Below are 13,196 nucleotides of genomic sequence, written 5' to 3' on the forward strand. Positions count from 1 at the left end.
GCCGGTTGTTGCTTAAATTGGTCTAGAATAAGCAAAATTTTGGCTGTTATCCTTGAAGACACTGGCCAACTCGTTCCTATGGCTTTTTAGTCGCGTTATCATTTTCAAGTCAGCTCCAGACTGATTTGCTATCCTGCTTTCAAGCTCCAGCAGTTGATACCACAGAGAGAGCGCACTGGATACAAGCGTTGTCACAGTGAGAATGTTCACTAAACTGAACACCTTTACCGGGTCTTGACGCTTTACGAGAATGAGAACTAACATGAAAGCTATCAAGATCCGAAGTAGGCCAAGCAAAGAGACAGCATAACATCGGTGGCGAACGGGTAGTTTATGTTATCAAAGATTCTCACTTTAGGTTAACGGTTGCTGGCGTGGAACGAAAAAACTAATGGGACTTAGACAAAAAACAAATCGAGAAAAGCCTCAACCCCAATCCCTGCTTGGGATTTACTTCGAGAAGCCCAAAATCGCTGAAACCCAGATAGATCAAGGAAAATCATAAATCGAGGTTAACCCTTTGTCCCGTAATGGTTTGAGCCTTTTTTGCTGCCCGAAAATGCCTAAGTCCCATTAAGAAACTATTTCTGCTGGATAATTAAGTTAGAAGCAGGCTGTGGTATTATTTCGGTTACTGGTGGCTTTGGGCTTTCCAGTCGTTGAGGTGTTGAAGTGTTCTCTCCACCTTGAATAGATTGAGGATTGTAACTACCGCAAGCACTTAAAGATGAAAATGCTCCGTTATCTTTAAATGCAGGTTGATCTGTATTAATTCTGTTCTGGAATAACCAATAGCACTGTGTTAAAAGTGTTAGTTGATTGTTTCTGCGAACTGCTTCCATTTCCATGCGTGTCCTTTCCGCAACTGATTTTGCATAATCATTGCAGTACTTTGAGAAATCTCCTCCAAAAGGAACTGTGATTCCTGCGGCGATACCATAGTTGTTTATACCTGAACCAGCCGAATTATGGGTTGTAAAATCATTTGACCAATCATTACCGCCCCCTCCATAGGCACCAATAGAAAGGCCAGGAGTTGGACAAGTCCATCCATTCGATGGGGCAAACGAATATGATGAAGCACCTGTACCACCAGGGGTTGTTAATATGTTAAGACTGGGACTTCTTCCATAGTTAGCGACTTGAGCGTCACTTGGATATGAAAAAATAATACCTAAGCCAAGAGGAATGCTAAAGGGCAAAAGGAAACATTTCAAGGAAGGAAGAGCAATGCGGGTGAAAGGAAAAAGCGACAAGCAATTATGTTTAGTCATTGAACTAATGATTCGTAAAGTTTATAGCAATCAGTTTTGTAGTTAGGGCATATTGAGAGAGACAAATATAGCAGTAGCCATCGTGCTTAGGATTTTAATAAGGGGCTTAAACCCCTTGCCTCAAGAGCTTAGATTTCATAACCAATCTGTCCCTTGCTTATAGCGTTTCCTGTTCGCAAGAGGTACATTGTCGATGGTGAAAAGCTTAATTAGCAAAGGTTTAAGTGTGCCGCACAGATGCGAGAACCGCTATATATGCCCATTAGTTGGTTGTGAGTTTGTTATGTTAGCTTGTCTGTAAGCCAGGGGGAGGGTTAGGAACTTTTATAACCACCCATTCTCCATTTAGGCATCGGTAAATATGTCCCGGAGGAACCTCGAAAGATTTTCTCTCTCCAATAGCATTAGTGTATTCATACACATCAGTGCCATCGTCTTTTCTTGTTATTTTCTTTTCTTGGGGACATGACATTGGAAATGAATCTCCTAAGTAGCTGGTTGTAATTAAATTTGAAGAACTGAGTTTTATTGAACATCGGGTTCGACTCATTTGCTTTCCTTCTACCCGTTAGTAGTTGTTAGCTAAACCGACCTATACACTTGAAGGTTAAATTCTAGAAATTCTTAGGTCTGGCAAGGGATGATCAGTTCTGGAAAATCTGGAACTGAGGCATCTTGTCTAAATCTAGATCTCCCCGGTTTTTTTCCGATTTCCTGTATAAGCTAAAATGGCTGACATCTATTGATCAGGTGAGCTAATCGCAAGCTCAACAAACTTCGGGAGAGCGTAGTATGAGTGCTGCATCAAGATACTGCAACCTTTGGCGAGTCGATCCCGCCGGCGATCGCACTGGATATAAGCGTTGTTTCCTCCCGTTGGCAAATGATTTTTTTCAAAGCCAAGGGTTAAGTGAGGCAGAGGAGGATAGGGGCGATCGCTCCCAACAGAGAAATCTCCAGACTGATTTGCTATCCCGCTTTCAAGCTCCAGCAGTTGATACCACAGAAAGAGCGCACGCAGGACTATGCCTGCGGTGTTACGTTTCTGAGCCGATTCTCAACGCCTGCCGCAAAATCGATCATTTGTTCGGAGACGATCGCTCCTTTACTTACCGAGATTTGCTGCCGTTTGTCCTCAATGACGACGGGAAAACGCTGATGGTTTTAGACTCAGATGGCAAAACCTATCTCACCTTAGACCCCACTGGCAAGCCTCAAACAACGGCTTATCAATGTTTCTCACTGCAAATTCTGCGAACCTTTAAGCCCAACGCTCAATCCAGTATGAGCTTAGATAACTGGACCTATTTGCAAACCAAACAAAATCCAGAATTAAAGAATTTTTTATCCGAGTTTGGCTTCAAACAATTGAGCGACTGGGCGCTACTCAATCGCACTCGCTCGAAACAATTGCAACAACTGGCAGAACGCGATCGCCACTTAATTGCCGCCTTCCACGCCGTCTATCGTCGAGACAGGCATCGGCAACACCAGGGTACGAAACGCTGTCTAGATCCCACAACCGGGCAACTTCAAGAGATGGTGACTTATTTAAAAGCACGAAATATCACAATTCAGCCCAACCAATTGATCACAGAACTGCGAAGAGTGGCACTACAACTTAGACAATTTGACCTTTGGAGCCATCGAGTACCGTTAGAAGTTGAAGATCCAGAGACAGGCGATCGCCTGATTCGCTCAGAGCTGCCCCAGGATATTGGCAGTGAATTTGATGTGGAACAGCAAGAGCAACAAGAAATGTTAGAATTCTTCCACAAACAGCTTCAACTCGCCTTAGTGGGACTTAGGCATTTTCGGGCAGCAAAAAAGGCTCAAACCATTACGGGACAAAGGGTTAACCTCGATTTATGATTTTCCTTGATCTATCTGGGTTTCAGCGATTTTGGGCTTCTCGAAGTAAATCCCAAGCAGGGATTGGGGTTGAGGCTTTTCTCGATTTGTTTTTTGTCTAAGTCCCATTAGTTCATTCCATTAAGCAGGCAATTAGCGATCGCATTACTTATTTAAAAAAAAGCAAAGGGTATGCCGCTTTCGCCGATCGATTTATTCCAGGATTACACCTCTATTATTCTCAGGGCATCCCACTGAAAGAGATTGCTGATTTATTAAAAATGTCTGGTTGGGCGCAAGCAAGACGGGTGTTGAATCCGGGAGAGTTAATTAACATTGTTCGGACATTGACAATTCGACAAGTGCTTGACCAAATGCTGAAGAAAGCTGAAGAGAAAGGACTGACTGCTCTTCCTCCTCAACCCGATTATTTAGAAAATTTAGCCAAGCAAATCGAGGCGCTGGCAGATGCAGAAATATTTCAGGCAGCGTTTGAAGAAATTCAAGCGGGAAAGAATCGTCTGATGAAAAGTGTATATGCTCAACAGCTTTGCTTTTACTTAGAAGAGTAGCTCTCTTGCAAAAGTCCAAAAAGTCCCCCTTTTTAAGGGGGATTTAGGGGGATCAAACCGCACTTACGCAAGAGGTCTAGTGTACCAAGGTTTCACCAGGAGTTAGGTAATGTTTAGTTTTTCAGCGATCCCACCAGATTTAAATACTAGGCGACCTGAAGCCATAAGGCTTGAACCAGAACAGTTTGAGCAGGCTCTAGTCAATCCCCTAGCCAGTCCCTCAGTCGATGAAGCGGGTCAGTGGCAACTCTATCTGAATGCGCTGGCACTATTGGGTTTTGAGCAATGGCTAGAGAAACGCGCTCCATCACACTTCATCGATCGAACTCAATGTATCAATCATATTGGTGCTGTTTACAACCTGAAAATTGATGAATTTAAGCTAAATTTAATTGTCAAAGAGCAGGTTCTAGATGAAGTAGTGGAAATTCCCAGAGAAGCGATCGAACAGCCGGCTCTTGTCGCTCATTTCTATGTCCTGCTTGAGGTCTGTGAAGAGCAGCAGCGGTTAATGATTCGAGGCTTTTTGCGCTCTGACCGACTCATGAATTATTGCCATCGGGTCAGTGATAGTCTGCAAAACGGTTACTATCAAATTCCCCTATCTGTTTTCGATCCTGAACCCAATCATTTATTGTTCTACTGTGATTTTCTAGAACCTGCCTCAATACTATTGCCCGTCATTTCAACGGAGCATACCGCAACGCCTGAAGCAATCTCTGAAACCACATTAACGGCTTCTCAAGAAACTCCTATCCAGTTAGGACAGTGGGTACAGGGGGTCTTTGCAGCAGGATGGCAAGCGATCGACGATCTGTTTAGTCCAGAAGTTCATCTTGCTTGGAGTCCTCGGAATCAGAGAGAGGGTGCAAAACGCGGGAAGCTTATTGACTTGGGGATGGAGTTGCAAGGACAGAGAGTGGTCTTGTTGGTGAATGTTACAGAAGAAGCCGATAATCAGCTATCTGTACTGGTTCAGTTACATCCGGCGGGTGAGGAGCGATATCTGCCACCCCAGATCGCCTTAACGTTGCTTTCTCAGGCAGGCAAAAAGCTTCAAGAAGTCCAGTCCAGAACGCAAGATAACTATATTCAGCTTAAATCTTTTAAAGGGCGCTCTGGTATCCCCTTTAGTATTGTGGTTAGTCTCGGTGACATCTACCTCTGCGAAAATTTTGAACTCTAGGCGTTGGGGTGTTATGGGCGTTTTCTACACAGGCAAAACTACCTTACAGGGGATAGAATTTATAGCGTTATTGAAAGAGCCAAACTTTCGTTCTATCCCTAGGAGCGTTCCATGACGGCAATTGCGATCGATGACAGCGGAAAACTAGAAATTCCTCTAGAAATCCGTCAACAACTCGGCATCACCACAGCCCAATCCCTCAATCTTGAGGTTAGACAAGGCTGCATCATCCTACAACCCTTGGAGCAAGAAGCTAAAGTCCAACGTCAAGGCAGTGCCTTAGTGCTAGAAACCCCACCCCTCGGCCATCTCGATACCCTTATTGATGACCTCCGCGAGGAACGCATTCAAAGCCAATTGCCTGCATGAAATGTCTCTTTGATACCTCTGCTCTCATCGCTGCCCTATTGACTGGACACACTCATCGGAAATTTTGGGTCTGAAACCCCGCCGTTCTAGGTTGGCTTTACGTTAGAATTAAAAGGCCAGTCTCGAAAACCAAGTGGACGGCGCAGCACCTTGAAAACTCGGCTTAGGGGGTTCCGACCAGAAAAGCTTGGCCGGGTAAAAAGTCGCGCGCAACAAGTACAAGAAGCTATAGGCGGTCAACGTACCGTGGGACACACGGAATCGGGCTTCTGAAATGGGGCGAAAGTCTGTGGACTCTGTGTAAGACAGTACATGGTTTTTTAACTGTGGTATGCGACGGTGGTGGAAGCAGAAACTTAAATCGTGAGGTTTAGGAATCGCCGCCCTAAAAGGGCGGCGAGGATGTCAACATTCGGCCTGCTTGCCCTTTCTCCTTCAAGCCCAATCCCAGCAAATTCAGGGACTTATTGCCACGCATACCCTAGCAGAACTCTATTCTGTTCTAACGCGCATTCCCAAAACCAAAATCTCCCCTGCCGTCGCCCAAAACTTGATCCGCGATAACCTACAGACCTTCGAGACTGTTTCGCTGACTGCTGAAGATTACACGGCAGCTATTGACCTAATGGTGCAACGTCAGCTTCCTGGCGGTGGTATCTTTGATGCCCTTATCGCCCAAGCAGTCCTCAAATCTCAGGCTGATGTTCTGTTAACCCTCAACCCAAAGCATTTTACAAGGCTGGGTTCTGAGATTGCTTATAAAGTACAGGTACCCCAATGATTGCGATCTCGCAAGGCAATCGCTGTCAATAGAATTTTTTATAATATAATTCTCGCTTTTTCGTTCAAATGTTTTGATTATAAATAGAGCGAATATCCCAAACTTTTTACGCTAAGGTTTGTCGAGGCGCATTACACTTCTTTAATGCACCCTACAAGGGCAGCGTTGCCGCCGTCGGAGACGCGCGAAGCTGAGGCACTGCGTTCTCGAAGAGGGGCGAAGTCTAGCAGATCGCACTTAACATCGAAAGACATTTTAGAATGCGATCGCCAAAAGTATAAAAATTTTTGATCGCAGATCAGGAAGATTTGCATCACCCTAGATTGCATCTCAGATGCCTTAGAACAGATCATCCCTGCTGGGCTATGGAATATCTAGGGCTTGCTGAAAAAGTTTTTCGGTGGTGGCAGGGTGTGGGGTGTGGGGTGTGGGGTGTGGGGTGTGGGGTGTGGGGTGTGGGGTGTGGGGTGTGGGGTTTTATCGATTTTCAGGTGGTCAACTACCTAATTTTCAGGGAAAAAGTCCCGGAATTTTCCCCCCAATCACTCCAATGGTCGGCAATTTTTGAGAGAAAAAAAGTCTAAAAACCTTATCCAACAAGATTTTTAGATTTATTCAGCAAACCCTATCTAGGAATTTAGAGCCGTAAGTGTATAAGTTGATTTTGCTCACAACTACTAACGAGCAGAAGGAAGACAAAATGCCTAACTCTATCTTAAACCCATGAGGACACAACCCATGATCTCCCAATTCAAAAAAGATCCTAACACCACAACAGATGAAATTCTGGCAAAAGCTGCTGCCCACAATGATCTATTTTCTACCATAAGTGGCTCAATAGTTTCCATCGCGGGGGCAATCCTTCCTATGATCATCATGTTTTCTAATGCCCCAGAAAATGTGAAAATGGCTGCCCTTGCAGGTGGAGTGGTAACAGGAGGAGCAGGAGCCGTCATTGCTCGCCAGCAACCCCAATGCTTGCAACAAATAGCAAGCGAACGAATAAAACAACAATCTCAATCTTCTGACGAAGGACAATATTAACCTAGGACAATATTAACCCTGGAGGATTTTAATCATGGATATCAACCAAGAAGGACTAGATATCATCAAGCATTTTGAAGGATTCCGCGACAAAGCTTACATCTGCCCTGCTGGAGTTCTCACCATTGGCTATGGAACGACGGGCACTCGTGTAAGATCGGGAATGGTTATTGACAAGAAAACAGCAGAGCAGTGGTTGCTAGAAGATGTCAAGAAATTTGAAGATGGAGTAGAACGGCGGGTTAATGTGAAATTGGGGAGTAATCAGTTTAGTGCCTTAGTCTGCTTTGCTTACAACGTAGGGTTAGAAACAAATGGATTTGGCGGAAGCACTATGCTCCAAAAACTCAACAGTAGCAATTACACAGGGGCAGCCGCAGAGTTTGACAAATGGGTAAAAGGTGGCGGGAGGACTCTGCCAGGATTAGTGCGGCGGCGCAATTCAGAAAAAGCCTTGTTTCTGAAACCCGATGGAGCAATTATCAAAGAGGCGAATACCATCAAGCCCGTCCAAAGCAACCGCCTTCAGATTACTCAGCCTACCTACCTCAAAATCAAGACTTGCAGCCACGCTCAATTAGAGGAGAATAAAGAGAAAGTTGCTATGCCAGTAGGGTGTGAATTTCCTATTCTTACCTATGCCGAAGAGAAGGGACATATCAAGGTAACTTTTGGCGATCGAGATGGAGATATTAAGTTCGCCGGACGCAACACTTGGTATTTGTGGCACGAACATTTTAAGTTCGTCCAGGAATCATCTAACGGTAACGGGACGAACGGCACTACTCATAAGTCTGCTAAAGCTGAAACTTTGGCAGAGCAAGTAGCCCAGGCTTGTGAGAAAAGGAGATATCCCTTGCGGGAAGATGAGTGGAATTTGGTGGGAATTAGTGGGTTGTCTCCGAAAAGCAATCGCGTAGGCGCTTATGCCAAGGATACAACTCCAGACAAGTGGAACGATTCCATTGGGGTGATTGCCAAAGAAGATGGGGATTGGGAGTTTAAGTGCTTGTATTTGGGGACAACTGAGCCTGGAAAATCTTACACCTTCAACCCCATTAAAGGTACTAACGGTGTAGCCCGATTAGCTCTTGGATTTCATGAAGATTTGTGGCAATTCGGACTGCATAAAGGGTACGAGGCGCTGGTGCAAGCAGGTAAAGCACGGTTAGTGCGAGATACCAATAAAAATTTTCAGCGAGATGATAAGGAAACCTTGGAGCAAGGCAATGGAGTCAACCTGCATACTACCAAGACAACAGGGTGGAGCGGGAATGCCAGGAAAGACTCGATTGGACAGTGGAGTGCTGGGTGCAACGTGATTTTTGACCCCCAAGAGTTTAAAGAGTTGATGGCGCTCTTGAAGCGCTCTCCCCAGTACAAAATGAATCACGGTACCCGCTTCGATTATCGACTGCTATGGCATGAATGGTTGCAGTGAGATAAGCGGTTGCATCTTTAAATTTGAGACAGGGTTTCCTTTTTTGTACACTGCATTCTGCCCTGTTTTAACGAGAAATTTAAATGTCAACTAACTTATCCTTGGCGCGGTCAAAATTTGAAAATCTGCTAGTTCTAAATACTTCTGGAGGAATTATGGAATTATTGATTGTTCTGATAGTTGGTTCTGTTACTGGGCTGGGTGTCGGGTATGGATTATGTTTTTTCCTTCAACAAAAAAGTCTCAACAAAAAAGATGGCAAAATAAATCAAATAAGTGCCGCCTTTAAAAAGGAAAGATATTACAGTATTCAACTTGAAGAAATTCAAAAAATCAAGGAATACCGTGTATCTGAACTACAGAAAATCTTAGAATCTCGTTGGATGGCACTTGAAAAATTTGAGGAATTTCAGCTAAACAAACTTCAGAAACTGGAAGAATCTTATCGAGATCTAAGTTCTGATAAAATTGTAACAATTCAAGCATTAAATGGTGGCAGTAGAGAAGAATATTAAAGCCAACTTGACAATTCAATACTTCATTAGTCTTTTTCTGTTTACTGGGATGTCTTTAAGAAACAATCAAAACGCACACAAGAGAGGATGAATTATGGATCCAATTACTATTATTCTTACAGCATTGGCATCTGACGCAGCAAAACCTGTCCTTTCAGCCTTGGTAGAGGGCGTAGCAAAACCTGCTGGTGATGTGGCTCAAGATGCTTACAATGGCTTGAAAGCTTTGATTAAGCGTAAGTTTGAGAGCCAAGGCAAATCAGATTCAGCTACTATTCTGGATAAGTACGAACAGAAACCCGAAAAAACAAAAGCTCTTTTAGAGGATGAATTAATTGAGATTGGGGCTGATAAGGACGAAGAAATTATTAAATTGGCTCAAAAGTTACTGGAACAATTAAAGCCTCAAGAAGCAGCCGAGGGCAAGTTTAGTGTTCAAATTTCTGGGGGTACAGTTCAAGGTTTGACACAGCAAAATACTGGGACGATAAATCAGAACTTTAGTTAATCAAGGGTGCTTAGAAAATGACTGCCGAAAATTTTGTCAACATCTCTGGAGGTAATGTCCAGGGGTTTATCCAAGAAAATCATGGAACCGTCACTCAAAACTTCATATATCAAGTATCTGAGTTGATTAGTGGCCAAACATCTGGTACGGAACAGCCCTTAACTCAGGTGGAATACCGCCAGAGGACAGTTTTACTCAGTAAAGTCAAAGAATATTGGATCGAAGGGGTTTTAAACAAGTCATTGCATACCAAAGCAATGATTGAACTCGGTCTGGAAAAACGATCAGATGCAGTAGAGCGTCCATTTAGTAGCTTCGAGGAACTACCAGAAGAGTCCAAACAAATTTTGCCGACAGGAACAGATGCAACTGAGGTCTTCAATCAAACAGGAGAGGGACGAACCCTGCTGATTTTGGGAGAACCAGGGGCTGGAAAAACCATAACCCTCCTGAAACTGGCACAGAATTTGATTGCTCGTGCTGAAGGAGGTTTGAGTCGGCTGATTCCAGTGGTGTTGAACTTATCTTCTTGGGGAAGTAAGCAACAAACGATAGCAGATTGGCTCGTGCAAGAACTTTGGAGCAAATACCAAGTTCCCAAAGAAGTTGGTAAAGACTGGGTTAAAAATCAAAAACTGCTACTGCTGCTAGATGGTTTAGACGAGGTAAAGGCTAATCGACGGGAAGCTTGTGTCGAAGCTATCAACCAATTTATGCAAAAGTATGGGCAGACTGAAATGGTGGTCTGTAGTCGGATTGCAGATTATCAAGTTCTTTCTAACCGTCTGCAATTACGAGGCGCGATCTACATCCGCTCTCTGACTCCTGAGCAGGTTAACCAATATTTAGACAATGCTGGTGAACAATTAGGAGCAGTCAAAACTTTGCTGACCGAAGATACCACACTGCAAGAGTTAGCGAAGTCTCCTCTAACCCTTAGTATCATGACGCTGGCTTATCAAGGCAAAAAGGTGGAAGAAATACTTCAAACAGGTTCGGTGGAAGCACGCCGTGAACATCTGTTCGATGCTTACATTAAGCGGATGTTTAGCCACGAAAAAAGTGGCAAGCCCAAAGAATATAAATCTCCATATCAGAATCAGCAAGCTAAATCGTGGCTAACTTGGCTGGCACAACGGATGAAGCAAGAATCTGAATCTGTCTTTTTAATTGAGCAAATGCAGCCGACTTGGTTGCAGACAAAGGCTCAAAACAGACTTTACCGATTTGGAAGTATGCTGGTTGGAGGACTGCTTATAGTTTTGATATTGTGGCCAATTTACGCATGGGACCCTCTATTTAATTCTTTTCCATTTCCGAAAGGACAGCTAATTAATGCATTGAGATGGGGGGTGCTTTTAGGTCTGATTTTCGGATGGGGTAAAGCAGAGATCAAAACTTTTGAAACTTTAACATGGCCTTGGAAAAAGACACGGAAAGATTTGTTTGATGGACTTATTTCTGGACTAAAGTGGGGACTGCTTTTCTCGTTGGTTTTAGGTCCAATATATGGATTTTTGAGAGGTTCTGAAGGATCGCCTTTTTATCTGGGTACAGTCTTTGCGAACTATGGAACAGAGCTACCGGGATTGAAGTGGGGGATTGGGTATGGACTGAGTTTGGGGATGAGTTTGGGGCTGACCTTTGGGCTGATTAATGCCATCAAAGGCTCTGAAATAGAAACTAAAACTATTCCCAACCAAGGCATTTGGAGATCAGCCATGAATGTCGGAGTTACTGGGTTGATCGCCTGGCTAATTTTTGTTCCGACTTATTGGTTTAATAGACTGTTGATTATTATTTTTTATAAGGGATTGATTTTCAACGTATCGGCTTGGGGGGAAAGCTCGCTGTTCGATTTAATAACACCTGGGCTGAGATGGGGACTGCTGTTGGGATTAATTTTTGGTGGAGGACTAGCCTGCATCAGACATTTTACCTTGCGCTTCATCCTTCATCGCAACAACTATATCCCTTGGAACTATGCCCGCTTCCTTGACTACGCCAGCGATCGCATTTTTCTGCAAAAGGTTGGTGGCGGTTACATCTTTGTCCATCGGATGTTACTGGAACATTTTGCTCGGATGAAGTAAGTTTGAGTAGAGTGAGTGCGATCGCCATAGAGATGTGCGATCGCCGACGAGTGTAGGGTGGTCAAATTGTCATGATTCCTGATGAAGCCGGTTTGATAATATAACTAATCACTAAAAATACGTTGCGCCTTCCTGGGTGCTTCTCAGGCAACTATGCAATCTCCTACAATCACTGGCCCCTTAGACGATTTTCTCCAGCAACCCAACATTGAAGCCTCTCCTGCCTGGGAATTCATCCATGGACAGGCCCAGCAAAAGCCCATACCAACGCTGTTTCATCGGAAAATTTGGGTCTGAAACCCCGCCGTTTTACGGCGGCTTTGCTGTTAAATATGAGCATCGTTTACGAAATATATGCTAAAATATGAGACATGGAAAAAGCCTATTCTTACCGATTTTACCCAACACCCGAACAAGAGTCGCTATTGCGGCGCACATTGGGCTGTGTAAGATTAGTTGACAACAAAGCTCTCCACGAACGAACACAAGCTTGGTACGAAAAGCAAGAAAGAGTAGGCTACGCTCAAACTTCTTCAATGTTGACCGATTGGAAAAAACAAGAAGAATTAGACTTTTTAAACGAAGTTAGCTGTGTACCTTTACAACAAGGGTTAAGACATTTACAAACAGCTTTTACTAATTTCTTTGCTGGTCGTACTAAGTATCCTAACTTTAAGAAAAAACATCAGGGAGGAAGTGCCGAATTTACCAAATCTGCTTTTAAGTTCAAAGACAAACAAATCTATTTAGCTAAATGCACAGAACCCTTAGCGATTCGATGGTCAAGACAAATACCAGAAAGCTGTGAACCAAGCACAGTAACAGTCAGATTACATCCGTCTGGACGTTGGCATATTTCAATTAGATTTGATGACCCAACAATTAAGCCATTACCAGTAACAGATAAAGCCATCGGAATTGACTTGGGAATTAGTAGCCTAGTAATTACCAGCGATGGAGACAAGGTATCTAATCCTAAGCATTTTAAGAAACATTATCGGAGACTGCGAAAAGCGCAAAAAAATCTGTCTAGAAAACAGAAAGGCTCAAAAAATCGAGAAAAGGCAAAAATCAAAGTAGCAAGGATTCACGCCCAAATTACTGATAACAGAAAAGACCATTTACATAAGCTAACCACTCAATTAGTTCGTGAAAACCAAACGATTGTGGTTGAGAATTTAGCCGTCAAGAATATGGTCAAAAACCCCAAGTTATCTCAGGCAATATCTGATGTAAGCTGCCCCCCCCTTGCCCCTAGGGTTGATTCATTTAAATTAAGTACAGCTGATTTTGAGTCAATAAATTTGACTGAAGATTCTCAAGTTTATCTTTTTCTAATCAAAAGAGTTAGTGACAATAACTAATCTTTAATCCTCTGCCAATATTGATTATGAATAAATTGATAAAGCCTGTTCCCAAGCCACTAAAAGCCTATCTCTCTTGAAATTTTCTGAGAGTACATCCTGTTAATTTAGCTAATTTTTCTGCTTCTTACGTCGATAAAACTATCAGTTTTTCCCAACGTTCAGCTAACCACCTCTGTCCCTCTGTTATTGAGAGAA

At 43.4% G+C, this 13,196-nt stretch carries 11 protein-coding genes and 1 pseudogene; 11 read left to right on the forward strand and 1 reads right to left on the reverse strand.

Annotated elements, in window-relative coordinates; translation table 11 throughout:
- Positions 1–581: 581 nt before the first annotated feature.
- Positions 582–1,274, reverse strand: a complete 693-nt coding sequence (locus tag H6F92_RS24410) for a hypothetical protein (protein WP_190359823.1) — start codon at positions 1,272–1,274, stop codon at positions 582–584.
- A gap of 792 nt (positions 1,275–2,066) precedes the next feature.
- On the opposite strand from H6F92_RS24410, the gene H6F92_RS24415 reads away from it, so the two are divergent.
- The 11 genes and pseudogenes from H6F92_RS24415 to H6F92_RS24465 form a co-directional block, all read left to right on the forward strand.
- Positions 2,067–3,146, forward strand: a complete 1,080-nt coding sequence (locus H6F92_RS24415) for a hypothetical protein (protein ID WP_242030259.1) — start codon at positions 2,067–2,069, stop codon at positions 3,144–3,146.
- Between the two features lie 260 nt (positions 3,147–3,406).
- Positions 3,407–3,697: a hypothetical protein gene (locus H6F92_RS24420; RefSeq protein ID WP_242030260.1), complete on the forward strand. Its 291-nt coding sequence runs from the start codon at positions 3,407–3,409 to the stop codon at positions 3,695–3,697.
- Between the two features lie 109 nt (positions 3,698–3,806).
- Positions 3,807–4,883, forward strand: coding sequence for a DUF1822 family protein (locus H6F92_RS24425; RefSeq protein WP_190359824.1), 1,077 nt, complete (start codon positions 3,807–3,809; stop codon positions 4,881–4,883).
- Between the two features lie 111 nt (positions 4,884–4,994).
- A complete protein-coding gene (locus H6F92_RS24430; protein WP_002796232.1) occupies positions 4,995–5,252 on the forward strand; it encodes an AbrB/MazE/SpoVT family DNA-binding domain-containing protein in 258 nt (85 codons plus the stop codon).
- A gap of 421 nt (positions 5,253–5,673) precedes the next feature.
- Positions 5,674–6,033 carry a type II toxin-antitoxin system VapC family toxin gene (locus H6F92_RS24435; RefSeq protein WP_002796231.1) on the forward strand — a complete coding sequence of 120 codons (360 nt, stop codon included), beginning with the start codon at positions 5,674–5,676 and terminating at the stop codon, positions 6,031–6,033.
- Between the two features lie 738 nt (positions 6,034–6,771).
- Positions 6,772–7,077: a hypothetical protein gene (locus tag H6F92_RS24440; RefSeq protein ID WP_002796230.1), complete on the forward strand. Its 306-nt coding sequence runs from the start codon at positions 6,772–6,774 to the stop codon at positions 7,075–7,077.
- 34 nt (positions 7,078–7,111) lie between these two features.
- Complete coding sequence (locus H6F92_RS24445) at positions 7,112–8,518, forward strand: lysozyme (RefSeq protein WP_190359825.1); 1,407 nt, start codon at positions 7,112–7,114, stop codon at positions 8,516–8,518.
- 83 nt (positions 8,519–8,601) lie between these two features.
- Positions 8,602–9,033: a hypothetical protein gene (locus tag H6F92_RS24450; RefSeq protein ID WP_044034714.1), complete on the forward strand. Its 432-nt coding sequence runs from the start codon at positions 8,602–8,604 to the stop codon at positions 9,031–9,033.
- A 94-nt stretch (positions 9,034–9,127) separates the two neighbouring features.
- A complete protein-coding gene (locus H6F92_RS24455; protein ID WP_149987815.1) occupies positions 9,128–9,541 on the forward strand; it encodes a hypothetical protein in 414 nt (137 codons plus the stop codon).
- A gap of 17 nt (positions 9,542–9,558) precedes the next feature.
- Entirely contained in the window at positions 9,559–11,634 is a 2,076-nt protein-coding gene (locus H6F92_RS24460; RefSeq protein ID WP_190359826.1) for an NACHT domain-containing protein, read from the forward strand.
- A gap of 371 nt (positions 11,635–12,005) precedes the next feature.
- Positions 12,006–12,872: pseudogene (locus tag H6F92_RS24465) on the forward strand (RNA-guided endonuclease InsQ/TnpB family protein); the annotation flags it as partial.
- Positions 12,873–13,196 lie beyond the last annotated feature (324 nt).

This window comes from Microcystis wesenbergii FACHB-1317, assembly GCF_014696875.1.
GTDB classification, from domain to species: domain Bacteria; phylum Cyanobacteriota; class Cyanobacteriia; order Cyanobacteriales; family Microcystaceae; genus Microcystis; species Microcystis wesenbergii_A.

Coding starts and splice junctions, on each gene's coding strand:
- H6F92_RS24410 (WP_190359823.1), bottom strand. CDS start 1,274: ATGACTAAACATAATTGCTTGTCGCTTTTTCCTTTCACCCGCATTGCT.
- H6F92_RS24415 (WP_242030259.1), top strand. CDS start 2,067: ATGAGTGCTGCATCAAGATACTGCAACCTTTGGCGAGTCGATCCCGCC.
- H6F92_RS24420 (WP_242030260.1), top strand. CDS start 3,407: ATGTCTGGTTGGGCGCAAGCAAGACGGGTGTTGAATCCGGGAGAGTTA.
- H6F92_RS24425 (WP_190359824.1), top strand. CDS start 3,807: ATGTTTAGTTTTTCAGCGATCCCACCAGATTTAAATACTAGGCGACCT.
- H6F92_RS24430 (WP_002796232.1), top strand. CDS start 4,995: ATGACGGCAATTGCGATCGATGACAGCGGAAAACTAGAAATTCCTCTA.
- H6F92_RS24440 (WP_002796230.1), top strand. CDS start 6,772: ATGATCTCCCAATTCAAAAAAGATCCTAACACCACAACAGATGAAATT.
- H6F92_RS24445 (WP_190359825.1), top strand. CDS start 7,112: ATGGATATCAACCAAGAAGGACTAGATATCATCAAGCATTTTGAAGGA.
- H6F92_RS24450 (WP_044034714.1), top strand. CDS start 8,602: ATGTCAACTAACTTATCCTTGGCGCGGTCAAAATTTGAAAATCTGCTA.
- H6F92_RS24455 (WP_149987815.1), top strand. CDS start 9,128: ATGGATCCAATTACTATTATTCTTACAGCATTGGCATCTGACGCAGCA.
- H6F92_RS24460 (WP_190359826.1), top strand. CDS start 9,559: ATGACTGCCGAAAATTTTGTCAACATCTCTGGAGGTAATGTCCAGGGG.